The organism is Pontibacter rufus, assembly GCF_015694705.1.
In the GTDB taxonomy this organism is placed as follows: domain Bacteria; phylum Bacteroidota; class Bacteroidia; order Cytophagales; family Hymenobacteraceae; genus Pontibacter; species Pontibacter rufus.
Genome location: NZ_JADQDR010000004.1, coordinates 134,731 through 160,065, shown reverse-complemented (window position 1 = coordinate 160,065; position 25,335 = coordinate 134,731). Strand labels below are relative to the sequence as shown.

Genomic DNA, 25,335 nt, shown 5'->3' with positions numbered 1-25,335 from the left:
GTGCGCAGGTATAAATCGCATCTTCATCATCCATCCTGAAATTATTGTATATTTATCGCTTTATTTATGGTAACAATACATATGAACAGCAACGATATTTTCTGCAAACGCATCCTGCTTGCTGCCCTGGGGCTCGGCTTGCTGGCAGCGCCTGCTTTTGCGCAGCAAAGCAAACTGATTGCCCGTGCCAACACCATGGCCGATAAGCTGGAGCCGCAGATGATTGAATGGCGCCGCGATTTTCATGAGCACCCGGAGCTGGGGAACCATGAAACCGAAACTGCTGCCAAAATAGCCGCTCACCTGAAAAAGCTTGGCATAGAAGTGCAGACAGGCGTAGCACGCACCGGCGTAGTAGGCGTGCTGAAAGGCGGCAAACCCGGACCTGTGGTAGCGCTGCGCGCAGACATTGACGGCCTGCCGGTGACAGAGCGCACCGATGTGCCTTTTGCCTCTAAAGTAACTACCACCTATAACGGGCAGCAGGTAGGCGTGATGCATGCCTGCGGCCACGATACACATATCGCCATGCTGATGGCAACGGCTGAAGTACTGGCAGGTATGAAGAATGAGCTGCCAGGTACAGTAAAATTTATCTTTCAACCAGCTGAAGAAGGCTCTCCGGTGGGGCAGATTGGCGGCGCCAACCTGATGGTGCAGGAAGGCGTGCTGGAAAAGGGACCAAAGCCGGAAGTGATTTTCGGCCTGCACATCAACTCGCAGACAGAAGTTGGCAAACTGAAGTATAAACCGGGTGGCACCATGGCCAGCGCCGATATCTTCCGCATCAAGGTAAAAGGCAAGCAGGTGCATGGTGCTTACCCCTGGGGCGGCATCGATCCGGTGGTGACCGCCTCACAGATTGTAATGGGCCTGCAAACCATCATCAGCCGCCAGATAGAACTGCCGGAGGATGCTGCCGTGATAACGGTAGGCATGATACATGGCGGCGTGCGCAACAACATTATTCCGGAAGAGGTGCAACTGGAAGGCACCATCCGTGCGCTGAACAAGGAAATGCAACAGCAGTTACACGACAAAATTAAGCTGACAGCCACGAAAATTGCCGAAAGTGCCGGCGCTACCGCTGAAGTCGAAATTATTCCGCAAACACCCGTTACCTACAACGATCCTGCACTGACGGATAAAATGCTGCCCACGCTGCAGGCGGTTGCCGGCCCCCAGAACGTAATACTGGCCAAAGCCGTAACAGGAGCCGAAGATTTTGCCTTTTACCAGGAGAAAATACCTGGCCTGTTTATTTTTGTAGGCGGCATGCCCAAAGGGAAAGATCCTGCCACTGCTGCCCCGCACCATACGCCCGATTTTTACATAGATGAAAGCGGTATGAAACTGGGCGTGAAAACGCTTACAGGCCTGACATTAAATTACATGGCAGGTAAAGGGAAGAAGTAAAATAAAGTTATTCCTGCTAACTATAAAGGTAGTCTTATATGCCTGCCTTTGTGATTTATAGTATATTTCTTGTTTATAGTATAGATGTGTGCAAGTTGAAGTATGAGAAATTCTAATCTTGTAATAATCATTTTTATGTCGGTAATTTTGGCTTCTTGTGGGGCAAAGGAAGTTGAGTTTGATAAAACAACATGGAATGATAGAGAAGATTTTCTTTATGCAAACAGAAAAATAATGGTGACGGACCTTATGGAAAATCATCTGCATGAAGGTATGACATATCAAAAAGTTACTAATTTATTGGGCGAACCAGAAAATTATGCTGATATGGACTATAACAAAATTGCCTATCAAATCGAAGTTGATTATGGTTGGAATATTGACCCCGTTAGTGGCAGCTATCTGATAATAGAATTAGCGAATGACTCAATCGTTGCTGGTTATGAATTAGTAGAATGGGAACACTATAAAAGAATCACCTCCTTTTATAGCTAAAGACAGCGAGCCGCAAATGCAACGGTAAATAGCCTTGGTATAAATGGGCAGAGAAGTATAAAACAGCAGCAAAGCATGCCGTTTAGGATGCAAAAGGAGCAGACAATTTAGTACAAGCTGCAAACTCGCACCAGCACCATACGCTCTCGTTTTTTCGAGTATAGATGGTTAACAATACCAGACTCGTTCTGCAACTCCGTTTGCGCCGCTCCGGCGAAGACTGTACTTTTGTGGACAAGTTATCCAACAGACCTCCTCACATGAAAATCAGATTCCGGAAGAGCCTCGGTGTTGCGCTGGTGGCATTGCTCGTAGGCGCCTGCCAGCCGCTGGCCTGGCAAGCCTCACCGAGCCTGGCCAATACCGACGTGCCGGTGGACAGCACCATTACCGCCGATCCGCAGACAGAAGCCGTCATCGCGCCTTACCGTCGGCAGGTAACCGAGAAAATGAGCGAAGTGATAGGCTTTGCACCCGAAGCGCTCGGCAAAGCGGAGTATGAGTCGCCGCTGGGTAACTTTGTGGTTGATTTGCAAATAGCGCAAAGCCAGCCGCTCTATGGCAAGCCCATCGACTTGTCACTCACCACCAATGGCGGACTGCGCCAGCCGCTGCCGAAGGGAGAAATTAATGTTGGCGATGTATTTGAACTCATGCCTTTCGAGAACGAACTGGTGGTGCTGACGCTGGACGGAAGTACGGTGCAGGAGCTGTTTGATTATGCCGTCGAAAAAAAGTGGGCGCCCATTGGCGGCGCTACTTATACCGTGAAAAACGGCAAACCGACAGACATTAAAATCGGCGGGCAGCCCTTTGACCCGGCTAAAAGTTATACCCTGGTCACCTCAGATTACCTGGCAGGTGGCGGCGATGACCTGAACATGCTGAAAAAAGCAACCAAAACTGAGAAAGTAGGCCTGCTGCTGCGCGATGCCATTCTGCAGCAAATCAGGCAGCTGACAGCGGCAGGCCAGCCTGTCACGGCCGACACTGATTCACGCGTAACAGTGCTCCCATAGTATAATCATCTTATGAAAAGAAGAGACTTTCTGAAAGCATCGGCAGTAGGGGCGGCGGGTATCAGCTTGCTGGGCTTTCCTTTGCCGGCAGAGGCAGCGCAAAGTGTAACGCTCACCATCCTGCACACCAACGACCAGCACTCGCGCATCGACCCGATGCCAAACGACGGGCGCAAGTATGGGGGCATGGGCGGCATGGCCCGACGCGCCACCCTTATCGAAAAAATCAGGAAAGAACAACCCAACGTGCTGCTGCTCGATGCAGGCGATATCTGGCAGGGCACGCCATACTTTAATTTCTTTAACGGGGAGTTGGAGTATAAACTGATGAGCCGGATGCAATACGATGCAGCCACGCTGGGCAACCACGATTTCGACAACGGCCTGCAAGGGCTGCAGAACCAGTTGCCAAAAGCAACATTCCCGTTTCTGATAGCTAACTATAACTTTGGCGGCACTATTCTGGAAAACCGGTTTCAGCCGTACAAGGTGTTTGAAAAGCAGGGATTGCGCATTGGCGTTTTCGGCCTGGGTATTGAACTGGCGGGGCTGGTGAGCAAAGAGAACTACGGCGAAACCCAATACATTGATCCGGTGCCAGTCGCGCAGGAAATGGTGCAGGAATTACGCCAGAACCAGAAATGCGACTTGGTTATCTGCCTGTCGCACCTGGGCTATAGCTACAAAACTGATAAAATTGATGATCTAAAACTGGCAAAACAGGTACCCGGCATCGATTTAATTATCGGTGGCCATACCCATACTTTTCTGGACGAACCTACCGTGGTACAAAACGCCGGCGGCGAAACCCTGGTGAACCAGGTAGGCTGGTCGGGTATCTTCTTAGGCCGTATCGACTTTACCTTCAATAAAAAAAACAGGCAAAAAACAGGCGTAAGTGCCCTGGTGCTGCCTGTGGATAACCCTGTATTAACTTCGTGAATAAATAATTTTTTGTTTTAAATTATTTGAGCATTTTTGTAACCCCCCGCCGTTAAGGAGAGGCTTATTTCACCAAACGGATCTCGTGTATCTTGGAAAACTGGATGATTAAAGACTGTTCTACTGTATGGAGTAACTGCCTGCAGGTGATCAAGGAAAATATTGGCGAACAGAGCTTTAAAACCTGGTTCGAGCCAATAAAGCCGATATCACTCCGCGACAGCGTACTAACTATACAGGTGCCCAGCCAGTTCTTCTACGAATGGCTGGAGGAGCACTATGTGCAGCTTTTGAAGAAGGTTATCTACCAGGAACTCGGCAGCGAGGGCAGGCTGGAATACTCTATTATCGTGGACCGCGGCAATGAGTCGAACAAACCGCAGACAGTCAATATCCCCACCAAAAAAATACCGCAGGCTGTTGTTAATTCCTATAGGCCGGAGCAGAACTTTATCAAGAATCCGTTCGAGTCGAAAACCATCGACCGGCACTTTCTGAACTCGCAGCTAAACGCCACTTATACTTTCGAGAATTACATTGAGGGCGACTGTAACCGTTTGGCGCGCTCGGCAGGATATGCGGTAGCCAACAAGCCCGGCACTACTTCTTTTAACCCCCTGATGGTGTATGGCGGGGTTGGGCTTGGCAAAACGCACCTGGTGCAGGCCATCGGCAACCAGATAAAAAACAGCGACCCCGAAAAGTTTGTGCTGTATGTGTCTTCAGAGAAGTTCGTAAACCAGTTCATCGAATCGGTGCGCACCAACAACGTGCAGGACTTTGCTAACTTTTACCTGCTGGTGGATATTCTAATCATCGACGATGTGCAGTTTCTGAGCGGCAAGGATAAAACGCAGGAGATGTTTTTCCATATCTTCAACCATTTGCACCAATCCGGCAAGCAAATCGTGATGACTTCTGACTGTCCGCCACGCGATTTGAAAGGGCTGGAAGAGCGCCTGCTGTCGCGCTTTAAGTGGGGCCTGACGGCCGATCTGCAAAGCCCGGATTTTGAAACGCGCATGGCCATCATCCAGAAGAAGATGCAGAGCGACGGCATTGATATTCCGGATAACGTGGTGGAATACCTGGCCTACAGCGTAGACACCAACGTGCGGGAGCTGGAAGGCGTATTGATTTCGCTGATTGCGCAGTCGTCGCTGAACCGCAAGGAAATAGACCTGGAGCTGGCCAAACAGGCGCTCAAGCACATCATCGAGGATGTGGAAACGGAGGTAAATCTCGACTTCATCCAGAAAACAGTGGCCGAATATTTCCAGGTAAGCCTGGACTCGCTTAAAGCCAAAACGCGCAAGAAAGAAATTGTAACGGCACGCCAGGTAGCTATGTACTTTGCCAAGGAGTTTACCAGTCACTCCCTTAAATCCATTGGCTATCACTTTGGCGGCCGTGATCACAGCACCGTCATTCACTCCGTACAAACCGTTTCCGATCTCATCGACACCGATAAGAAATTTAAGGCCAGCATACAGGAACTTCAGAAAAAGTTTAAATCGAAGGCAGGCTGATAAGCTACAACCGCTTTTCTGCAGTTCGGCTTTAGCATCATATTGAATATTACTTCTGCACCGACCGGCAAAAACAGCATTCCAGGTGCTGTGCCGAAACTGTGCCGGTAATTTCCTTCCCCTTATTCCTTACTTCCCTTATACTTCTTTACAGGAGTGAAGACATAGCGGTTCTGCTGCTCCGTAAGCTGCTGGCAACTCCTTTCTGCATACACTATACCAACCGGCGAGCCGGTTGAGGCGCCTAAGAAGCTTTGAGAAGCGAAATGTGCCTGAACATAAACTTCCCTGGTATCCCGCAGAGATCAGGGAAATGGTTAACAGGTTGAGCGCTTGCTAACGAGCGCGTAGCAGCTGAAGTATTGCACTTATTGTTGTAAATGTGTAGTATAGCACTGCGGAGATAGCTGTAAAGGGAAATACCTCCAGTAGAAGCATAGTACAACATCTGAAATAAAGAGCTTCTGCTTGCTATCGCGGATTTACCTGCAAAGCATTTAGCCAAACAAACATAGATATACCATGAGCCAAACGGATGTTATTGCCATAAAAGACACTTCTGCAAATCCTGCTCCCCTGGGCCTTTTTGGATTTGGTATGACCACTGTATTACTGAACCTGCACAATGCAGGCATTTTTGAGATGAACGCAATGATTTTTGCCATGGGGATTTTTTATGGCGGGCTGGCACAAATTATTGCAGGCATTATGGAGGCAAAGAAGAACAATACCTTTGGCTTCACCGCCTTCATTTCTTATGGGTTTTTCTGGCTTACACTGGTGGGTTTGCTCGTGATGCCTAAACTGGGCTGGGTTGTTCCTGCTTCTGAAACAGGTATGGTTGCTTATTTAGTTATGTGGGGCATTTTTACAGCGCTGCTTTTTGTTGGCACACTAAGAATAAGCAGGGCCCTGCAATTTGTGTTTGCGACCTTAACCATCCTGTTTTTTTTACTAGCCCTCGGCGATGCCACCGGCAATGCAGCCATCAAAACATTTACCGGGTATGAGGGTATCGTATGCGGCGCTTCTGCTATCTATACGGCAGCGGCTACTTTGCTGAACGAAGTATATGGGAAAACACTACTGCCCGTAGGTATCATCGCCAAACCCTCCAATTTAAACTTCGCTACAGATAAGTAAAAGGACACAAGTATCAGGTATCAAGACACAGGCCTTTTTATGCTATCTGCGATTGGTATGCAGTAGCTTGAGGGGCATGATGCTTTTATAGATAGTGCAAGTTGATTTTGTCCGGGTACTTAAGTAACGATAATCAGTGCTAAGAAACCAAGCTGATCCGGCCTGATAAAAACAGCGGCGGCTATACTTGCTCTAAGTATAGCCGCCGCTGTTTTATACTATAAGCGCTGCCTGTTTAAGCGTGGAAGCTGGCCGATTCTGTAACGGTATAGCCGTGCTCCTGCGCCATGTCACGCACTTTCATTTTAATCTTTTCCAAATCGCGCCTTTTGCGCACCTGTTTCAGATTCAGGTAGACTTTTGATTCATCTCTCCTGGTAACCTGCAGGGCCAGTGGCGAAATGTGCACTTCCTTAATCTCAGGTATGGGGATGATGTGCTTGGTCCGGAAAGCGCCCTGCTTCTGCACAATGTACTCTGGCGTTACTTCGATGTAAGACTGTACGCCAAACACAGAAGTATTCTGAAGCACCACATAAAGCAGGAAAACAACAGCCAACCCGAAAAAGATGTAGTACAGGTAAGCCTCGCTTCCGCTGGTTCTGTCGGAAAAAAGCAGGAAGGCAGCCCAGCCCAGCCAAAGCAGGGAGAGCGCCATCAGAACACTAAAAGATAGTTTTGCACTGCGGGTAGGACCAAGCTGTACCACCAACGTCGATCGGGCATTACTACCAGACGCTGCCATAAAGTATAAATTTAGTGAAACAATTGCTGCCAGAAGGATGACTTTGGCGCAATATAATAAATTTATCCTTTCAGCGTTGCCTCAACCGTTATCTCCGGTACGGCAGCCAGCGCTTTCGATACCGGGCAGCCCGCTTTGGCTTGCTGTACCAGCTGCTGGAATTTCTCTTCACTCAGGCCGTTAGCTTTGGCTTCGGTACGCAATTCTATCTTCTGAATCAGCGGTCCGCCGTCTTTCTCGCCCAGCCATACGCTGGCAGTCGTCTCGATGTAGTCTGGTGTAATATTTTCATTGCCCATCAGGGCGCTCAGAAACATGGAGTAACAGCCGGCATGGGCAGCGCCAATCAGTTCTTCGGGACTTGTGCCGCTGGTGCTGTCGCCGAAGCGGGAGGCATAACTATACTTGGCCTGAACAGCGCCATTTCCTGTCTGTAACTCTCCGGAGCCATCTTTCAGGCCTTTTTCCCATTTTGCTTTTGCAGTGTGCTTTTTCATAGATGTCGATTTTTTGTTTATACTACTTTAAAACTAATTTAAGCGCATAAGGTTAACAAAGCTTTACTGTTTACCGGAAATTTCGGATTGCTTTGGCCTGAAAATGGCCGGCATGATGGCAATAAACGTTTATCTGCCTATATTTACCATATACAAACGGATTCTATGGGTGTAAAAGCGTTGTTGAGTAAGCCGCTGGCTGCCTTTGTGCACAAAAAGCACCAAAGCTGGGTGCAGCATCCGGTAGCGGCGCAGCAGGCTGTTTTTGAAGAGATTCTGCATAAAGCACAGCACACCCGCTTCGGCCGGGATCATGGCTTCTCAAATATAAAAAGTCATGCAGATTATGTAAAAGCTGTGCCGGTGCGCGATTATGAGGGGTTGTCTATGTATTTTGATTTGGTAAAGCAGGGCCAGGCGGATGTACTCTGGCCGGGCAAACCACTCTATTTGGCTAAAACGTCGGGCACTACTTCCGGCACCAAGTATATCCCCATCACCCGCGATTCCATACCCAACCACATTAACGGCGCCCGCGATGCTTTGCTGAATTACGTGCATGAAACGGGTAAAGCGCAGTTTATTGATGGCAAGATGATCTTCCTGTCGGGCAGCCCCGAACTGGAGGAGGTAGGCGGTATTAAAACCGGCCGCCTGTCGGGTATTGCCAACCACCACGTGCCAGGCTATTTGCGCACCAACCAGCTGCCCAGCTACGAAACCAACTGTATTGAAGACTGGGAAACCAAGCTGGACCAGATAATCGAAGAAACCATTGAAGAGGACATGACGCTCATCTCGGGTATTCCGCCATGGGTGCAAATGTACTTTGATAAGCTGATGCGGCAGACGGGCAAAAAGATAAAGGATATTTTTCCGAACTTCTCGCTGTTTGTATACGGCGGGGTGAACTTTGAGCCTTACCGCAAAAAGCTTATCGAATCTGTAGGCAAAGAGGTGGATTCTATTGAGCTGTTTCCGGCATCCGAAGGTTTTTTTGCTTACCAGAACGAGCAAAACGACCGTGGCTTGCTGCTGCTGCTGAATGCGGGCATTTTCTACGAGTTTATACCTGCCGAAGAATATTTTAGCCCGCAGCCCACCCGCCTGACCATTGGGGAGGTGGAGCCTGATGTGAATTATGCGCTGGTAATAAGCAGCAATGCCGGCTTGTGGAGCTACGCCATCGGCGATACGGTGAAGTTTACATCCATACAGCCATACAAGGTGGTGGTGAGCGGCCGCATCAAGCATTTTATTTCTGCCTTTGGCGAGCACGTGATAGGCGAGGAGGTGGAAAAAGCCATGCAGCGCACCATGGCCAAGTTCAGCAATGTAGAACTGGTAGAGTTTACGGTGGCGCCATACGTAAGCCAGAATCAGGGGCAGTCGTACCACGAGTGGCTGGTAGAGTTTGCCCGTCCGCCGCTTAACATGGACAATTTTGAAAAAGAACTGGAAAGCCAGCTGCAAAAGCTCAATTCCTACTACGACGACCTGATAAAAGGCAACATTCTGCAAAACCTTAAAATTACATCGCTGCCGCTAGGCACGTTCCGCAACTACATGAAATCGCAGGGAAAGCTGGGCGGCCAGAACAAAGTGCCGCGCCTGAGCAACGACCGCCACCTGGCCTCTGGCCTGCTGGCAATTACGAATTAAGAATTACTAATTACGAATGAAGGAGAATGTAATTGTTAATAAGTCTTATGCTTTCGCTATTCGGGTTGTGAAGCTTTATGAATTTCTGAAAAAAGAAAAGCAGGAATTTGTATTGGCAAAGCAGATGCTGCGTAGCGGAACTTCTATTGGTGCTAACATCGAGGAGGCTGTAGCAGGCCAGTCTACGGTCGATTTTATACATAAGCTGAGTATAGCCCGGAAAGAAGCCAGAGAAACATCTTATTGGCTGCGGCTGTTGTGTGATACTGGTTATATCGCAGCGCCTCAATTTGAAAGTATACATGCAGACTGTGAGGAAATAGTTAAAATATTGAATAGCATCATCATTACGAGTAAAGCGAAGCTGGAAGATAAGTCCAATTCGTAATTCGTAATTCATAATTCGTAATTGGATGAAGAGAATCGCCATATTGGGCTCCACCGGTTCCATCGGCACGCAGGCCCTGGAGGTGATAAAAGCCAACCCTGAGCATTTTGAGCTGGAGGTCATCACTGCCCACAGCAATGCTGACCTGCTGATAGCACAGGCGCTGGCGTTTAAGCCGAACGCGGTGGTAATAGCCCGGGAGGATTTGTATGAGCAGGTGCAGGACGCATTGCAGCACGAGAACATCAAAGTATATGCCGGAACCAATGCCCTGTGCTCGGTAGTAGAAATGGGCGACATAGACATGGTGCTGACTGCCATGGTAGGCTATGCCGGATTGCTGCCCACCATCCGTGCCATTAAAGCGGGCAAGCAGATTGCGCTGGCCAACAAGGAAACGCTGGTAGTGGCCGGGCAGCTGATTACGGAGCTGGCGCGGGCGCATGGTGTAAACATTTACCCGGTAGACTCAGAGCACAGCGCTATTTTTCAGTGCCTGGCCGGCGAGTTTCACAACCCTATCGAGAAAATTATACTAACTGCCTCTGGCGGGCCGTTTAGAGGACGCACGGCAGAAGAGCTGCGGCACGTAACCAAGGCGCAGGCCCTCAAACACCCGAATTGGGACATGGGCGCCAAAATCACGATCGACTCGGCGTCGCTCATGAACAAAGGCCTGGAAGTGATAGAAGCCAAGTGGCTGTTCGGGCTGCGCAACGAGCAGATAGAAGTGGTGGTGCATCCGCAGTCTATCGTGCATTCGCTAGTGCAGTTTGAGGATGGTTCGCTTAAAGCGCAGCTGGGCCTGCCCGACATGAAACTGCCGATACAGTACGCATTGGGTTATCCCAATCGCCTGAAATCGGATTACCCGCGCTTTAGTTTTATGGATTACCCGCAACTGACGTTTGAGCAGCCGGATTTAAAGACATTCCGGAATTTACAGTTGGCGTATGATGCCATGGAAAAAGGCGGCAACATGCCCTGTATCCTGAATGCAGCCAATGAAGTAGCCGTCAGTGCTTTTTTAAAGGATAAAATCGGTTTCCTGCAGATGTCCGATATCCTGGAAAGCTGTCTGGCAAAAGTTGCGTATATTGCGCATCCTTCTTACGACGACTATGTTGATACAGACAGGGAGGCCCGTGCAGCAGCGGCAACGGTAACCGATAAGTAGCCGCTGGCATCAAAATACAAAGTATAAAATTTACTCTTTTTAGATGGATGTAGTGATAATGGTAGCTCAGTTGATCCTGGGCCTTACAATACTGGTAGGATTGCACGAGCTGGGCCATATGCTGGCTGCCAAGTGGTTCGGGATGCGCGTAGAGAAGTACGCGATCGGGTTTCCGCCAAAAATTATCAGCAAAAAGTTCGGCGAAACAGAATACATGCTGGGGATGATTCCGCTGGGCGGCTTCGTGAAAATTTCAGGTATGGTGGATGAGTCCATGGACACGGAAGCGCTGAAAGAAGAGCCCAAGCCCTATGAATTCCGGGCCAAGCCCGCCTGGCAGCGCCTGATCGTAATGATGGGCGGCATTATCGTGAATGTGATTACGGGCATCGTAATTTACGCGGCCCTGACCTATCACTACGGCGACAGCTACCTGCCGGCAAGCGAAGCCAAGTATGGTGTGGTGGCCAATGAAATCGGCAAAGATATCGGCTTCCGGACAGGTGATAAGATTGTGGCTGTGAACGGCAAGGAACTAAAGGAGTTTGAGGATGTATACTCGATGGATGTGCTGCTGGGGCGGAATGCTTATTATACGGTGCTGCGCGACGGCAAACGCGTGGACATTCAGGTGCCTGCCAACCTGATGGACCGGCTGGCCGATAAAGAAGAACGTATGTTTTTTGTGCAGCCGCGGCAGACCTTTGAGATTGGCGACATACAGGCGGGCAGCAACGCCGCCAAAGCAGGCCTGAAACCGGGAGACCTCATTTTAACAGTGAACGGCAAGGATGCGAAATTTTTCGATGTGTTCCAGAGCATGCTGCTGGAAAATGCCGGCAAGCAGATAACCATGCAGGTAGAGCGCGACGGAAAGCCTATTAAACTGAGTGCAAAAGTAGACAGCGAAGGCCACCTTGGCTTTTTTCCGAAACCGATGCTGCACTATGCCACCCGCGACTATAGCCTCGGTGAGTCTATTCCGTTGGGTGCAGAGCAGGCATTTGGCGTGGTTTCGGCGCAGCTAAAAGGCTTCGGTAAAATGTTCCGCGGCGAGGTAGATCCAACCAAATCCATTGGAGGTCCCATTAAAATTGCACAGATCTATGGCGGTAATTTCGACTGGTTTAAGTTTTGGTCGATGACGGGCCTGCTGTCGATGGTGCTGGCTTTTATGAACTTTTTACCCATACCGGCGCTGGATGGCGGCCACGTCATGTTCCTGACTTATGAAATAGTGAGCGGCCGCAAACCATCCGATAACTTCCTGGAGAATGCGCAGAAAGTAGGCATGGTTATCCTGCTGTGCCTGATGGGCTTTGCCATCTTTAATGATGTGTTTCAGACCTTCTTTTAAACAGGTATGCGCTATACATTGCGCTGCGTGCTGTTCCTTTAACGCCGGATGCGGATAAGCGGCCTTTGGCTACTTGCTATGTGCTTAAATTTGATAACCAGGCGTCAAGCAGGAACTGCTACTTTTGTGGTGTTGTTTTTGCAGAAGCTTTTGCAACATAGTATGTTTCTGGTGCCTTATGAAGTATAAATTCCTGTTTTTGCTGTTGTTTGTTGTATTCGGGGGGAGCCGTGCTGCCTTTGCCCACAACTATCACACCAGCATCACCGACGTAAAGTATAACCCGCGCTCCCAAAGCCTGGAGGTAGCCGTAAAAGTATTTACAGATGATCTGGAAAGCGCCCTCTCGCGGCGCGCCAAAAAAGATATACATTATAGTAACAGCGCAGCAGTGAAGCAGCAATTAAGCAATTATCTACATAGCACACTGGCTTTTGCACTGCAGCCGGGCAAGCCACTTGCTTATACTTTGCTGGGTTCTGAAGAAGAGGACGACGCCATCTGGCTATACATAGAAGTCCCCTTAAAACAAGCTACGCTGCCGCAGTTATACGTCAAAAATGCGGTGCTGATGGACACATTCAGTGACCAGATGAACATCGTTAATATCAGCTATAAAGGCAAAACAGAAAGTATGCTGCTACAGAAAGACGAGCAGGAGAAAAAAGTATCTTTTTAGGCCCTTGCCAGATTGGCTTTTAACCTGTAAACCAGGCTCAGGAAAAGCAGGCCAAGCAAGCCGCCGCTGATTAAGATTACCACAGCTCTGGTGAGCGGTTCTGCAATAGCTTGCTTCGGCCACGCCAGGTATAGGTACAGCAAAGCAAACAGCGATATCATAACCCAGAACTTCAGCCATTCCCATACTTTTTGTTGCTCTATTTGGGGCCTTACGGCAGGCTGTTTCATAATATACCATATAACTACTACCAGGCCGGCGGCTGTACTCAGGTGCTGTAATATCCGGCCGCGTTCCATCCCAAATCCAAGTATAAAAACTTTCTCTACCAGAAATGGCGACAGCTTTTCCAGGAGGCGGCCGTCCAGTTCTGTAAACGAGTCCCAGAGAAGGTGCGACAGCGTGCCGATAATAATCGAAATGAGAAAGAAGGGCCAGTTCCGACGCAAATAAGAAAACCATTTGCTGTTGCCTTGCGGTTTTATCTTTTTCCGAAGAAATGGAGGCAGGTGCTCCACTACTACTTCCCGCACAAACGCATGGAAAAGCAGCGCAATCAGTATAGCCACAGGCAGGTTGAATAAAAATATGCCCGGCAACGTATGGCTGGTGCGGAAAGGCTTCTCGATCTCAAAAAAATACTCAAAATCAGGCACTATGGCCCCAACAACAAGGCCGGTGGCAGATAGAAAACGGCTACGCCTGTGAATTAACGGAAGTATAACAGCAGGGTGCGCGGCGGTAAAGGGCATAATAATTTTTTACCACTCAAACGTTTTCAGCGGTAAAGTGATGTACTCCGGCGCAAATTTATTTATCAGCGCATCTGCTGCAATCCTGCTTTTATTCTCTCCCGATTTAAAGAAAAGCCGGGGAAAAGGAAATTTAAGCCTGAAAAAGGAGCAGTAAGGCCATAAGTATAGGAACAAAATGAACTTTATACTTTCATAATCCTTAATTTTACTTTTTATAAAAACCTACAGCTATTTTAAAAGCCTTGTGCCTGATGCGCTTTAACTTAGCAAAGGTTTGCATTTGCAATGGAGGTTTTGGGTGAAGTACTGTTCCGGGCATTGCCGTTTATACTTTGAAGCCGCTCGTGGCAGCAATTTATCTGAGGCATAAACGTTTGCCGGCCTACACTTTATCCGGTAATCAGGTATTTTTACTTTGTCTTGCAGGAAAAGGCGCAGGCTATACTTGTTATGAGCGACCATAAACGCCGGCGCCTGCCCATCGTCAGGAATGCTGCGTTGCAGGCTTGGCATAAGAGTTGACACTAACTAGCCACGGCAGAAAACTGGGAACCATGTGGTGTTTTTCTGTCAGGATGGCATTGAACCATACTATGAACTATTCACAAAACAACTTTTTACAGAGCCTGTTGCTTAGCGGACTTCAGGAGGAAGACGGCGTAGAACTTATACCCATTACCACTGCAGACGTGGATGAGGAGACAGCCGCGGAAGAACTGCCCGACGAACTGCCTTTGCTGGCAGTGCGCAACACGGTCCTTTTTCCGGGGGTGGTGCTGCCGATTACCGTAAGCCGCAAAAAATCGGTGCGGCTGGTGCGTAAAGCACATAAAAGCGGCAAGATGGTGGGTGTGGTAGCGCAGAAAAATACTAACTCCGAAGATCCCACAGCCGAGGACTTGTATAACGTAGGCACGGTGGCCCGCATCCTGAAAATGCTGGTGCTGCCGGATGGCAATACCACGATTATCATTCAGGGCCAGAGCCGTTTTAGAATAGATGCTGTAACGCAGGAAGACCCATACCTGGCAGGCAAGGTGAGCTTGTGTGAGGAAACCAGGCTCGATAAAAAAAATAAATCAGTAAAAGCCCTGGTGCAGTCGCTGAAAGATGCAGCAGCTAAAATGCTGAAGCTGAGCCCCGAAATACCGCAGGAGGCACAGGTGGCGCTGGATAACATCGATAGCCCCGCCTTTCTGACACATTTCCTCTCCAGCAACCTGAACGTGGAAGTAACCCAGAAGCAGCAATTGCTGGAGGTGAACGATGGCGTGGAGCGCGGCACGCAGTTGCTGCAACTAATGCTGCGCGAAGTGCAGATGCTGGAGCTGAAGCAGGAAATTCATACCAAAGTACACACCGATATAGACCAGCAGCAGCGCGACTATTTCCTGCGCCAGCAGATAAAAGTGCTGCAGGACGAACTGGGGCAGGAAGGTCCCGACCAGGAAATTGAGCGCTTCAGAGCGCGCGCAGAAAAGAAGAAATGGGCAGAGCCGGTAGCAAAGCATTTTCAGAGGGAGCTGGATAAACTGGCACGCCTGAATCCGCAGGCAGCAGAATATCCGGTGGCGGTAAATTATGTGGAGTTTATGCTCGACCTGCCCTGGAGCGAATTTACCAAAGACAACTTCAACCTGAAGCGCACCAAAAAGATCCTCGACAACGACCATTACGGGCTGGAGAAGGTAAAGGAGCGCATCCTGGAATACCTGGCAGTGCTGAAGCTGAAGAACGATATGAAAGCGCCCATACTTTGCCTCTATGGCCCGCCGGGAGTGGGTAAAACATCACTGGGACGCTCGATAGCCAAAGCACTGGGCCGTAAGTATGTCAGAATGTCATTGGGCGGCATTCGGGATGAGGCTGAAATAAGGGGGCACCGCCGCACGTATGTGGGTGCTATGCCGGGCAAGATTATCAGCCAGATAAAAAAAGTAGGTTCCTCCAATCCCGTCATCATACTGGATGAGATAGACAAGATTGCCTCTGATTTCCGGGGCGATCCTTCTTCGGCCTTGCTCGAAGTGCTGGACCCGGAGCAGAACCATACCTTTATGGACAACTACCTGGATGTGGAGTATGACCTGTCTAAAGTGTTGTTTATTGCCACGGCCAACGCGCTGGATACCATACAGCCTGCCCTGCGCGACCGCATGGAAATCATCGAGCTGACCGGTTATACGTTAGAGGAGAAAACAGAAATTGCCAAACGCCATCTGGTGCCCAAGCAGGTAGCAGAGCATGGCCTGCAGGAGGAAGATGCGAAGGTGCCGAAGCAGACGATCCAGAAGGTGATCGAAGATTATACCCGCGAATCAGGTGTCAGAAATTTAGAGCGCAAGATTGGTCAGTTGGTGCGGCACACGGCCAAACTGAAAGCGATGGACGAGGAGTATCCGACAACCATTAAGCCTGAAGATGTGGTGAAACGCCTCGGTTCTGAGATTTTCGATAAGGAAATGTACCAGGACATTGATACCGCCGGCGTGGTAACAGGCCTGGCCTGGACGTCGGTAGGCGGCGATATCCTGTTCATCGAATCCATCCTAAGCAAAGGTAAAGGCAAGCTGACCTTATCCGGCCAGCTGGGTGATGTGATGAAAGAATCTGCCATGACGGCCATCTCATACTTAAAAGCGCACGCTGATTTGCTCGACATCGATTACCGCCTGTTCGATCAGTACGATTTGCACATCCACTTTCCGGAAGGTGCGGTGCCGAAAGACGGGCCATCAGCCGGCATTGCTATTTTTACTTCTATTGCGTCGGTGTTCACGCAGCGCAAAGTGAAACCGCGCCTGGCCATGACGGGCGAAATTACGCTGCGTGGCAAGGTGCTGCCGGTGGGCGGTATTAAAGAGAAAATGCTGGCAGCCCGCCGTGCGGGTATTGTGGATGTGATACTCTGCCAGAAAAACAAAAAGGATATTAACGAGATTCCGGATCAGTACATCAAAGGCCTGCACATACATTATGTAGACCGGGTAGATGATGTAGTGAAAATTGCGCTGCTGCAGGAAACAGTAAAGCATCCGCTTAAACTGACGCTGACGGAGGGAAAAACTTTGAATGACTGAGTAACTGAATTTTGAATAATTGAATAAGTGGGTGAGTTTCGAGTTACTTACGCTATGTCATCCTGGAAGGATCTTGGTGGCGAGTCGCAATAGCCCTTATGCTTCGCAACATAGATCTTCACAAGATGCCAGGACCTGAGATATTCGGTTATTTAAATTCAGTTATTCAGAATTGAAAAGCCCATGAAAACTGCCGCCCTTATACTTTGCACCTTATGGGGCTTTTCGCTCACGGCGCAGGCGCAGGTAGGAGGGCAGCGTGGTTTTACTTTTCTGGAGCTGCCCGGCAGCGCCAAACAAGCGGCATTAGGGGGCGTGAATGTAACGGCTGGCGCGCATGATGTAAGTATGGTGGCGGCAAATCCGGCGCTGCTGCATGCAGCAATGGACAACCAGCTTAGCCTGGCTTATGTAGGCTATCTGGCTGATATCAGGCAGAGCAGCGTCGTTTATGGGTTTAATACAGAGAAGTACGGCCGTTGGGCAGCAGGTATAAACTACCTCAATTACGGCGATTTTGTACAGCGCGATGCCACGGGAGCAGCAGAAGGCAGCTTCAGCGTAAATGATTATACTTTAAGCCTGACGCATGCGCAGCAAGTGGAGGCTTTTACTATTGGTGCTACAGCCAAAGTAGCGGTATCGAGTATAGCCGGTTACAAAGCGGTTGGGATTCTGGCCGATGCAGGCGTGGTGTTTAAACATCCGGAGAAAGACCTGACTGTGGGACTGGCGTTTAAGAATATGGGCTACCAGGTAAAAACCTACGACGGCGGCAAGCGGCAGCCGATGCCTTTTGATGCGCAACTGGGGCTGAGCTACAAGCCGGAGCACATGCCCGTGCGGCTCTCGTTCACAGCGCACCGCCTCTACCAGTTCGACATCGTATACCTGGACCCGGCCACAAAAGGCGGGCTGGACGGGAACGGCAATGAAGTGAAGGAGGAAAAAGCACTGGGAGATAAGATTGCACGCCATTTTGTGGTAGGAGCCGAGTTTGTGTTCAGCAAAAATTTTGAGGTGCGTGCCGGTTATAACCACCTGCGGCGTAAAGAGCTGCGCCTCGATACCAACGCAGGCGGCGCGGGATTTTCGGTGGGAGCCATGTTGCGTGTGCGGAGTTTTGAACTGGACTACAGCAGCGCCTTTTTTCATCCGTCGGGTGCAACGCATTATATTACCGTTAGTACCAACACCCGCACGTTTCTGAAGAGGAAAGCGACTTAGACATTAGACTTTATACTTTAACATACTTTAGGAGCGACGCAGCAGATGATTTGCCGAAGTGCTGTATTTAAAGCTCCATTGCTGGATTGTTTTAGAACATTTTCCTACCTCAAGTTTTCAACTTGGAGTAAAAATGAGGCCGGTTTTCAACTGGCGAAAGTATACGAAAGAGTACACGCCAGTTGAAAACTGGCGCTAAGGTAAGCTCCAAGTTGAAAACTTGAAGCAGGAATTTAGACCCAACCGGCGAGGCGAAAAGCCAGCTTAAAGCATAAACAATTGATTAACGTAATTACGCCTACAGTTTAGGTATACTTTTAAGTTGTTACTGTAGCAGCAGTAAACATGATTTTTAAACAAAGGGAATTACAATGTTAGAAAATATCGCAGCCTTAACGCCAGCTCAGATTGTAGCGGAGCTGGATAAATACATCATCGGGCAAAAAGACGCCAAACGCAACGTAGCCATTGCGCTCCGCAATCGCTGGCGCCGCATGAACGCCGATGAAAACATGCAACGTGAAATTGTGCCCAATAACATCCTGATGATTGGCGCTACCGGTGTGGGTAAAACAGAAATTGCCCGCCGCCTGGCCAAGATTGCCGATGCGCCTTTCACGAAAGTAGAGGCTTCTAAATTTACCGAAGTGGGCTACGTAGGCCGCGACGTAGAAAGTATGGTACGCGACCTGGTGGAGCAGTCGGTGAACATGGTGAAGACGCGCAAGAAAGAGGAAGTGAAGCAGAAAGCTGCCGAAATGGTGGAAGACATCATCCTGGATGCACTGATTCCGCCGATTCAGGGCCGCAATACGTCGCCCGTCAGCGTTACAGCGCACCCGAACGCTATGCCGGAAACGGATTACGAACTAAATGAGCGCACCCGCGAGAAGTTCCGTGAGAAAATCCGCAACGGTGACCTGGAAGACCGTACCATCGAAATCCGGATTCAGCAAAGCGCCATGCCGGGCATGGGCGTGATGGGGCCTGGTATGGACGAGGCCTCGATGATGAATATCCAGGAGATGATCAGCGGCATGATGCCCAAGAAAACCAAAAAGCGCAAAGTTACTATCGCGGAAGCCCGTAAAATCCTGCTGGAAGAAGAAGCATCCAAACTCATCGACATGGACGAGGTGAAGGAGGAAGCTATTTTTAAAGCCGAGAACTCCGGCGTTATTTTTATAGACGAAATCGACAAAGTAGCCAGCTCCAGCAAAAAAGGCGGTGGCGGACCCGACGTGAGCCGCGAAGGGGTGCAGCGCGACCTGCTGCCGATTGTGGAAGGCTCTGCGGTGAACACCAAGTATGGCATCATCAACACCGACCATATTCTGTTCATTGCTGCCGGCGCGTTCCACGTGGCCAAGCCTTCCGATCTGATCCCGGAGTTGCAGGGCCGCTTCCCGATTCGCGTGGAGCTCGACAGCCTGACCAAAGACGACTTCTACCAGATTCTGAAGTTCCCGAAAAACGCCCTTACCAAACAATACGTGGCTTTGCTGGCCTCCGAAGGTGTGGAGCTGGCTTTTAACGACGAAGCGCTGGACGAAATCGCTTCCATTGCTTTTGAGGTGAATACGGAAGTGGAAAACATCGGTGCCCGTCGCCTGCACACCGTGATGAGCCGCCTGCTCAACGACATCCTGTTCGATGTGCCGGACAAAATAGGCGCCAACGCCCACATTCTGGTAGATCGCGCTATGGTACAGGAGAAGCTAAGCGGCATGGTGAAAAACCGTGATCTGAGCCAGTACATACTTTAATTACGGATGGAAGTGTAAAGCAGCTTTTACTTGCGGTGGTTATACTTCAAAAAGCCGGTGTTTCTGTTAAGGCAGGAGCACCGGCTTTTTATTTTGGCAGATGTTTTATACTTTGGGTAGGGATGCTGCGCAGTATAATCTTTCTAACTGACATATCCGTAACTTATAACTCTAAACACATAAATTTTAACTTTATACACGTGAACATCTACATCATCACTGGGGCGAGCAAAGGTATCGGCAAAGCCATTGCTGAGGAGCTGTTGAAAGACGCGGGAAACCACGTAGTAGGCGTGTCGCGGACCAGTAGCATACAACACCTCAACTATCGCCATCAGCCGCTTGATCTGTCGGATATTGCTGCCGTGGAGCATAACCTGCAGAAAGTATTTTTACCATACCCGGAGGCGGAGCAGTTGGTGCTTGTCAACAATGCGGGTGTGCTGGGTGATATTGGCTATGTAGGCGAGGATATGCCAAACGAGCGCTTTGAATTTGTGTTTGATGTAAACGTAGTGGTGCCTGCCATGCTGATGAACACGTTTCTACAAGTATACGGGCAACATCCGGCCAAAAAGATAATTGTGAATGTAAGCTCCGGCGCGGGCCAGTACCCGATTGATGGCTGGGCCAGTTACTGCGCTTCCAAAGCCGCCATTGACATGCTCTCGCAAACAGTGCAGCTGGAGCAGGACAAGCGCGGTACCGGCGTAAAAGTATACGCGCTCTCGCCGGGCGTGGTAGATACCGACATGCAGGAACATATCCGCGAAAGTGACGCAGAGAAATTCAGTACCGTAGAAAAGTTCAGGCAGTATAAAGCCCGCAACGAACTGGCCTCACCGGAAGAAGTGGGCCGCAAAATCGTAAACTTCCTGCACCACGCTCACAAGTATAACGAAGTGCTGGTATCGGTGCGAAATATGTAGCTTATACATGCAGCAAGTATAAACGCAGCTTCTTACTTTAAAATCTATAAACCAAAAAGCAACCCTACGCCATGATGAATCATCAGATTAAAACTTTTGAAGAATACAAAACAGCTTACCAGGAAAGTGTTGAGAACCCGGAAGGCTTTTGGGCCGACATTGCTGAAAGCTTTACGTGGCGCAAAAAGTGGGACAAAGTGCTGGAATGGAATTTTGAAGAACCAAACATCAAGTGGTTTCAGGGGGGAAAGCTCAACATTACTGAAAACTGCCTGGACCGCCACCTGAAAACACGCGGCAACAAACTGGCCCTGATCTGGGAGCCCAACGACCCGAAGGAGCGGTTTGTCCGCTATACTTACAAAGAGCTGCACGAAAAGGTCTGCCAGTTCGCCAATGTGCTCAAAAACAATGGCGCTAAAAAAGGCGACCGCATCTGCATTTACATGCCCATGATTCCGGAACTGGCCATTGCCGTGCTGGCCTGTGCCCGCATCGGCGCCATCCATTCGGTGGTGTTCGCCGGATTCTCTGCCTCCGCCATGGCCGACCGCATCAACGATGCCCAATGCAGCATGGTGCTTACGTCGGATGGCCTGAACCGCGGTGCCAAGCAGATTCCGGTGAAGCGCGTGGTAGACGAAGCTTTGGCCACCTGCGACTCGGTACAAAAAGTAATTGTGGTGGAGCGCCTGGGCTGGGCCGTAAACATGGTGGAAGGCCGTGATGTGTGGTACCACGACGAAGTACAGCAAGTCGGCAAAGATTGTCCTGCCGAAGAAATGGACGCCGAGGACATGCTGTTTATACTGTATACTTCCGGCTCTACAGGCAAACCAAAAGGCGTGGTGCATACCTGCGGCGGCTACATGGTGTATGCGCAGTATACCTTCCGTAACGTGTTTCAGTATGAGGAAAGCGATATTTACTGGTGCACCGCCGACATCGGCTGGGTAACAGGCCATACATACCTGCTGTATGGTCCGCTGCTGTCCGGCGCTACTACCGTTATGTTCGAGGGCGTACCGAACTACCCGGACATGGGCCGCTTCTGGCAGATAGTAGACAAGTTCGGCGTTAGTATTTTCTACACAGCGCCTACCGCTATCCGCTCGCTTATGGGCGGCGACATCGACGATGTGCTTTCCTACAGCCTGGACTCGCTGAAGGTGCTGGGATCGGTAGGAGAGCCGATAAACGAAGAGGCCTGGCACTGGTACCATATCCACGTGGGCAAAGAGCGCTGCCCGCTGGTAGATACCTGGTGGCAGACCGAAACCGGCGGCATCATGATTTCCACGCTGGCCGGTATTACGCCCATGAAACCGAGCCATGCCGGCCTGCCGCTTCCTGGCGTGCAACCTATACTTGTTGATAATGAAGGAAATGAGATAAAAGAGAACGGCGTGGAAGGCTATCTGTGTATGAAATTCCCGTGGCCGGGTATGATTCGCACCACCTACGGCGACCCCGAACGTTGCCGCCTCAGCTACTTCTCGACTTACAAAGGCTTATACTTTTCCGGCGACGGCGCCAAGCGCGATGAAAATGGTCTTTACCGCATCATCGGCCGTGTAGACGATGTGATCAACGTATCGGGGCACCGCTTCGGAACTGCCGAGATTGAAGAGGCCATCAACCACAACGAGCATGTAATAGAATCGGCGGTGGTGGGCTACCCGCACGACGTAAAAGGGCAGGGCATCTACGCCTTCGTTATTTGTAAAGATGTGCCGGAAAACCAGGAAATGCTCCGCGCTGAAATCATCGAAACCGTGGTAGAGAAAATCGGGAAAATCGCCAGGCCCGATAAAATACAGATCGTGAGTGGCCTTCCCAAAACCCGCTCCGGCAAAATCATGCGCCGCATCCTGCGCAAAGTAGCCGAAGGTGACACCAGCAACTTAGGCGATACGTCTACGCTGCTCGACCCGGCAGTGGTGGATGAGATTAAGGAGGGGGCTTTGTAAGATGCATACTTGTGCCTGAGCAATTACGGTTATCTGTTGTCTTCAACAGATAACCGTATGCTTAATCTTATACTATTGTTAGCGGGAGGACATCTTTTTATGGACTTATTGATGAACTGGAAGAATAAATACTTGCCAACTATACTCGAGATATGATGACAAAGCAAGATATCCTTTCCAAACTGAAAGAGCTAAAACCGGAACTCTATAAAGACTATGCAGTTAAAGAAATCGGATTATTTGGGTCTTTTTCTGACGAATCATACAATGAGAGCAGCGACATTGACTTACTGGTTGAATTGGAAAAACCTATTGGGTGGAAATTCTTCTCCCTGGAACTTCACCTTGAAAAAATCTTTGGCCGGAAAATAGACTTGGTTACTAAAAACGCCCTTAAAGACCAGATTAAAGACGGCATTTTGAAACAGGTTGAATACGTTTAATGAGAAAGGCCAGCAGAACGTATCGGATGTATCTGGAAGATATTCTGGTGTCTATAAACCGTATTGCTGAATACGTAGAGGGCTATACTTTTATTGACTTTAAGAGAGATTATAAAACAGTAGATGCGGTAGTCAGAAACTTTGAGATTATTGGAGAAGCATCGAAAAACTTACCGCAAAAAGTTAAGGATAAATACCCAGAGGTTCCATGGGCCGAGATGTACTTACTAAGGAACAAAGTATCTCACGAATACTTTGGAGTTGATTATGAAATACTTTGGGATGTCGCTACAAATTATCTGCCGGACAACAAACTCCAGATAGAAGCTATACTGGATAAAGAAAAGTAAAGCCCGGAGGCACAGCGATGATTCAAAGCAAGCAGGCATCTGCAAAGCTAGGTTGTTACAGTACGTGAGCTTCAAAAATCAGCTGATTCAAAGTACCTACACCAACATGCTATAAAACTTCATAAGGCGGATTGAAAATGAGGCAACTAGTACAGGCTGAAGTCTCTCTTGCTTCTAGCTTCTAAATAGTCATAGATGAACGAAGCAGGTCAGGCATTCATCTAATACCCCATTATTAAATACAGCAAGTATAAAAGTCTATACCTTATCTCTTAATACTTTTGCCGGAATACTTATCTTTAGACAAATAGAATACACTCCTATCTACATCGCACTATAAAATTGTGCACAGCACTTAGGCATCCAAATCAACGAATCATACTTTTACACCATGGCTCAGATATTACAAAAAATACAGCAACTCGCCCATACTTACGCTTCCGGCACAGTGCAACTGCGCCGTCACCTGCATGCCCACCCCGAGTTGTCGTTTGAGGAGCATAACACGGCGGCTTATGTTAAGCAGGCGCTGGAAAGCTATGGTATACAGGCGGTAAGTATGGCCGGAACGGGTTTGGTCGCGCTCATTGAAGGGAAAAATCCGGAGAAGAAAACCATTGCGCTGCGTGCTGACCTGGATGCGCTGCCGATTACGGAAGCAAACGAGGTAACGTATAAATCCAAAAACGAGGGCGTGATGCATGCCTGCGGCCACGATGTGCATACAGCCTCGCTGCTGGGCGCCGCGCGCATACTGCAGGAGTTGCGCCACGAGTTTGAAGGAAGTATAAAACTGGTGTTTCAGCCTGGGGAGGAGAAGTTTCCGGGAGGCGCTTCGCTCATGATTAAGGAAGGCGTATTGCAGCAGCCGGCGCCGGCAGGCATTATCGGGCAGCATGTGTTCCCGTTGCTGCCTGCGGGTAAGGTAGGCTTTCGCGCCGGCATGTACATGGCCAGCGCCGATGAGATATATATTACCGTGAAAGGTAAAGGCGGCCACGCTGCCATGCCGGAGGCAAACATAGACCCGGTACTAATGGCATCGCACCTGATAGTAGCCCTGCAGCAGATTGTAAGCCGCCGGGCCAGCCCCAAGGTCCCAACGGTATTGTCGTTCGGCAAAGTTGAGGCCAAGGGCGCTACCAACGTTATCCCGGACGAGGTGAAGCTGGAAGGTACTTTCAGGACCATGGACGAGGCATGGCGCAAAGAGGCGCACCAGAAAATCCGGAAACTGGCCGAAGGGCTTTGTGAAAGTATGGGCGGCCACTGCGATATCGACATAAAGTATGGTTACCCATACCTGAAAAATGATCCGGCTTTAACGGAACGCGCGCGTGCTGCCGCAGTAGCGTACCTGGGTGCGGAAAACGTAGTGGATCTGGAATTGTGGATGGGCGCAGAGGATTTTGCCTATTATTCGCAGCAGGTACCGGCCTGCTTTTACCGGCTTGGCACCCGCAACGAAGCGCGCGGCATTACGTCGGGGGTACACACGCCTACTTTTGATATCGACGAGGCAGCCCTCGAAACAAGCATCGGGCTGATGGCCTTTGTGGCCCTGCAGGAGCTGGCGGAATAAGGCGGCGCGCTTCATGTTCCGCTATTCGATATCGGGCAACAGCACGGAGAATTATACTTCAAGTGGCTATGCAAAACAGCAGCCTTTGTGCGGGCTAAAGCCAGGATACAGCTTTGAAGGTAAGGCAGCACTGCCAGTTTTACTTACCAGACAAAACTTAACTGACAAGTTTTCGGGTAATTGC

The 25,335-nt window shown here is 49.6% G+C and carries 22 protein-coding genes; 19 read left to right on the top strand and 3 right to left on the bottom strand.

Features of this window, described 5'->3' with window-relative positions; translation table 11 throughout:
• Window positions 1-66: 66 nt before the first annotated feature.
• From I2I11_RS08690 to I2I11_RS08665, 6 genes are all read left to right on the top strand, one after another.
• Window positions 67-1,416 (top strand): amidohydrolase, encoded by a 1,350-nt coding sequence (locus tag I2I11_RS08690; protein ID WP_230679986.1) that lies wholly within the window; start codon window positions 67-69, stop codon window positions 1,414-1,416.
• Between the two features lie 102 nt (window positions 1,417-1,518).
• Entirely contained in the window at window positions 1,519-1,911 is a 393-nt protein-coding gene (locus I2I11_RS08685; RefSeq protein WP_196267300.1) for a hypothetical protein, read from the top strand.
• A gap of 260 nt (window positions 1,912-2,171) precedes the next feature.
• Complete coding sequence (locus I2I11_RS08680; RefSeq protein WP_196267299.1) at window positions 2,172-2,930, top strand: 5'-nucleotidase C-terminal domain-containing protein; 759 nt, start codon at window positions 2,172-2,174, stop codon at window positions 2,928-2,930.
• 12 nt (window positions 2,931-2,942) lie between these two features.
• Entirely contained in the window at window positions 2,943-3,872 is a 930-nt protein-coding gene (locus I2I11_RS08675) for a bifunctional metallophosphatase/5'-nucleotidase (protein WP_196267298.1), read from the top strand.
• A 104-nt stretch (window positions 3,873-3,976) separates the two neighbouring features.
• A complete protein-coding gene (gene dnaA / locus I2I11_RS08670; protein ID WP_196267297.1) occupies window positions 3,977-5,401 on the top strand; it encodes a chromosomal replication initiator protein DnaA in 1,425 nt (474 codons plus the stop codon).
• Between the two features lie 522 nt (window positions 5,402-5,923).
• On the top strand, window positions 5,924-6,544 hold the full coding sequence (locus tag I2I11_RS08665; RefSeq protein WP_196267296.1) for an acetate uptake transporter: 621 nt from the start codon (window positions 5,924-5,926) through the stop codon (window positions 6,542-6,544).
• Between the two features lie 235 nt (window positions 6,545-6,779).
• Here I2I11_RS08665 and I2I11_RS08660 read toward each other — a convergent pair whose 3' ends face one another.
• Together I2I11_RS08660 and I2I11_RS08655 are read right to left on the bottom strand one after the other, a co-directional pair.
• A complete protein-coding gene (locus tag I2I11_RS08660) occupies window positions 6,780-7,289 on the bottom strand; it encodes a hypothetical protein (RefSeq protein WP_196267295.1) in 510 nt (169 codons plus the stop codon).
• A gap of 62 nt (window positions 7,290-7,351) precedes the next feature.
• On the bottom strand, window positions 7,352-7,786 hold the full coding sequence (locus I2I11_RS08655) for an OsmC family peroxiredoxin (RefSeq protein ID WP_196267294.1): 435 nt from the start codon (window positions 7,784-7,786) through the stop codon (window positions 7,352-7,354).
• A gap of 165 nt (window positions 7,787-7,951) precedes the next feature.
• On the opposite strand from I2I11_RS08655, the gene I2I11_RS08650 reads away from it, so the two are divergent.
• The 5 genes from I2I11_RS08650 (at window position 7,952) to I2I11_RS08630 (ending at window position 13,049) form a co-directional block, all read left to right on the top strand.
• Entirely contained in the window at window positions 7,952-9,448 is a 1,497-nt protein-coding gene (locus tag I2I11_RS08650) for a GH3 auxin-responsive promoter family protein (RefSeq protein ID WP_196267293.1), read from the top strand.
• Between the two features lie 16 nt (window positions 9,449-9,464).
• Window positions 9,465-9,836: a four helix bundle protein gene (locus I2I11_RS08645; RefSeq protein WP_196267292.1), complete on the top strand. Its 372-nt coding sequence runs from the start codon at window positions 9,465-9,467 to the stop codon at window positions 9,834-9,836.
• A 25-nt stretch (window positions 9,837-9,861) separates the two neighbouring features.
• Entirely contained in the window at window positions 9,862-11,013 is a 1,152-nt protein-coding gene (locus tag I2I11_RS08640) for a 1-deoxy-D-xylulose-5-phosphate reductoisomerase (RefSeq protein WP_196267291.1), read from the top strand.
• 43 nt (window positions 11,014-11,056) lie between these two features.
• Window positions 11,057-12,370, top strand: a complete 1,314-nt coding sequence (gene rseP, locus I2I11_RS08635) for an RIP metalloprotease RseP (protein WP_196267290.1) — start codon at window positions 11,057-11,059, stop codon at window positions 12,368-12,370.
• Window positions 12,371-12,548: 178 nt separating this feature from the next.
• Window positions 12,549-13,049, top strand: coding sequence for a DUF6702 family protein (locus I2I11_RS08630; protein ID WP_196267289.1), 501 nt, complete (start codon window positions 12,549-12,551; stop codon window positions 13,047-13,049).
• On the opposite strand, the gene I2I11_RS08625 is transcribed toward I2I11_RS08630, so the two are convergent.
• Window positions 13,046-13,801 (bottom strand): DUF4184 family protein, encoded by a 756-nt coding sequence (locus tag I2I11_RS08625; protein WP_196267288.1) that lies wholly within the window; start codon window positions 13,799-13,801, stop codon window positions 13,046-13,048. The two genes, I2I11_RS08630 and I2I11_RS08625, sit on opposite strands and share 4 nt — an antisense overlap.
• A 596-nt stretch (window positions 13,802-14,397) precedes the next feature.
• Here I2I11_RS08625 and lon point away from each other — a divergent pair.
• The 8 genes from lon to I2I11_RS08585 all read left to right on the top strand — a co-directional run bounded on the left by lon (window position 14,398) and on the right by I2I11_RS08585 (window position 25,151).
• Window positions 14,398-16,884, top strand: coding sequence for an endopeptidase La (gene lon, locus I2I11_RS08620; protein ID WP_196267287.1), 2,487 nt, complete (start codon window positions 14,398-14,400; stop codon window positions 16,882-16,884).
• 183 nt (window positions 16,885-17,067) lie between these two features.
• Window positions 17,068-18,111, top strand: coding sequence for a type IX secretion system protein PorQ (gene porQ / locus I2I11_RS08615; protein WP_196267286.1), 1,044 nt, complete (start codon window positions 17,068-17,070; stop codon window positions 18,109-18,111).
• Between the two features lie 371 nt (window positions 18,112-18,482).
• Window positions 18,483-19,877: an ATP-dependent protease ATPase subunit HslU gene (gene hslU, locus I2I11_RS08610; RefSeq protein ID WP_196267285.1), complete on the top strand. Its 1,395-nt coding sequence runs from the start codon at window positions 18,483-18,485 to the stop codon at window positions 19,875-19,877.
• Window positions 19,878-20,077: 200 nt separating this feature from the next.
• Window positions 20,078-20,806: an SDR family NAD(P)-dependent oxidoreductase gene (locus tag I2I11_RS08605; RefSeq protein WP_196267284.1), complete on the top strand. Its 729-nt coding sequence runs from the start codon at window positions 20,078-20,080 to the stop codon at window positions 20,804-20,806.
• Between the two features lie 71 nt (window positions 20,807-20,877).
• Window positions 20,878-22,776, top strand: coding sequence for an acetate--CoA ligase (gene acs / locus I2I11_RS08600; RefSeq protein ID WP_196267283.1), 1,899 nt, complete (start codon window positions 20,878-20,880; stop codon window positions 22,774-22,776).
• A 152-nt stretch (window positions 22,777-22,928) separates the two neighbouring features.
• Window positions 22,929-23,219 (top strand): nucleotidyltransferase family protein, encoded by a 291-nt coding sequence (locus I2I11_RS08595; RefSeq protein WP_196267282.1) that lies wholly within the window; start codon window positions 22,929-22,931, stop codon window positions 23,217-23,219.
• Complete coding sequence (locus I2I11_RS08590; protein WP_196267281.1) at window positions 23,219-23,569, top strand: HepT-like ribonuclease domain-containing protein; 351 nt, start codon at window positions 23,219-23,221, stop codon at window positions 23,567-23,569. The genes I2I11_RS08595 and I2I11_RS08590 overlap by 1 nt, the downstream gene beginning before the upstream one ends.
• A gap of 391 nt (window positions 23,570-23,960) precedes the next feature.
• On the top strand, window positions 23,961-25,151 hold the full coding sequence (locus I2I11_RS08585) for a M20 metallopeptidase family protein (protein ID WP_196267280.1): 1,191 nt from the start codon (window positions 23,961-23,963) through the stop codon (window positions 25,149-25,151).
• Window positions 25,152-25,335 lie beyond the last annotated feature (184 nt).

Bases quoted from the DNA above. Each gene is read 5' to 3' on its own strand.
- I2I11_RS08690 (WP_230679986.1), top strand. From the start codon at position 67: ATGGTAACAATACATATGAACAGCAACGATATTTTCTGCAAACGCATC.
- I2I11_RS08685 (WP_196267300.1), top strand. From the start codon at position 1,519: ATGAGAAATTCTAATCTTGTAATAATCATTTTTATGTCGGTAATTTTG.
- I2I11_RS08680 (WP_196267299.1), top strand. From the start codon at position 2,172: ATGAAAATCAGATTCCGGAAGAGCCTCGGTGTTGCGCTGGTGGCATTG.
- I2I11_RS08675 (WP_196267298.1), top strand. From the start codon at position 2,943: ATGAAAAGAAGAGACTTTCTGAAAGCATCGGCAGTAGGGGCGGCGGGT.
- dnaA (WP_196267297.1), top strand. From the start codon at position 3,977: ATGATTAAAGACTGTTCTACTGTATGGAGTAACTGCCTGCAGGTGATC.
- I2I11_RS08665 (WP_196267296.1), top strand. From the start codon at position 5,924: ATGAGCCAAACGGATGTTATTGCCATAAAAGACACTTCTGCAAATCCT.
- I2I11_RS08660 (WP_196267295.1), bottom strand. From the start codon at position 7,289: ATGGCAGCGTCTGGTAGTAATGCCCGATCGACGTTGGTGGTACAGCTT.
- I2I11_RS08655 (WP_196267294.1), bottom strand. From the start codon at position 7,786: ATGAAAAAGCACACTGCAAAAGCAAAATGGGAAAAAGGCCTGAAAGAT.
- I2I11_RS08650 (WP_196267293.1), top strand. From the start codon at position 7,952: ATGGGTGTAAAAGCGTTGTTGAGTAAGCCGCTGGCTGCCTTTGTGCAC.
- I2I11_RS08645 (WP_196267292.1), top strand. From the start codon at position 9,465: ATGAAGGAGAATGTAATTGTTAATAAGTCTTATGCTTTCGCTATTCGG.
- I2I11_RS08640 (WP_196267291.1), top strand. From the start codon at position 9,862: ATGAAGAGAATCGCCATATTGGGCTCCACCGGTTCCATCGGCACGCAG.
- rseP (WP_196267290.1), top strand. From the start codon at position 11,057: ATGGATGTAGTGATAATGGTAGCTCAGTTGATCCTGGGCCTTACAATA.
- I2I11_RS08630 (WP_196267289.1), top strand. From the start codon at position 12,549: ATGAAGTATAAATTCCTGTTTTTGCTGTTGTTTGTTGTATTCGGGGGG.
- I2I11_RS08625 (WP_196267288.1), bottom strand. From the start codon at position 13,801: ATGCCCTTTACCGCCGCGCACCCTGCTGTTATACTTCCGTTAATTCAC.
- lon (WP_196267287.1), top strand. From the start codon at position 14,398: ATGAACTATTCACAAAACAACTTTTTACAGAGCCTGTTGCTTAGCGGA.
- porQ (WP_196267286.1), top strand. From the start codon at position 17,068: ATGAAAACTGCCGCCCTTATACTTTGCACCTTATGGGGCTTTTCGCTC.
- hslU (WP_196267285.1), top strand. From the start codon at position 18,483: ATGTTAGAAAATATCGCAGCCTTAACGCCAGCTCAGATTGTAGCGGAG.
- acs (WP_196267283.1), top strand. From the start codon at position 20,878: ATGATGAATCATCAGATTAAAACTTTTGAAGAATACAAAACAGCTTAC.
- I2I11_RS08595 (WP_196267282.1), top strand. From the start codon at position 22,929: ATGATGACAAAGCAAGATATCCTTTCCAAACTGAAAGAGCTAAAACCG.
- I2I11_RS08590 (WP_196267281.1), top strand. From the start codon at position 23,219: ATGAGAAAGGCCAGCAGAACGTATCGGATGTATCTGGAAGATATTCTG.
- I2I11_RS08585 (WP_196267280.1), top strand. From the start codon at position 23,961: ATGGCTCAGATATTACAAAAAATACAGCAACTCGCCCATACTTACGCT.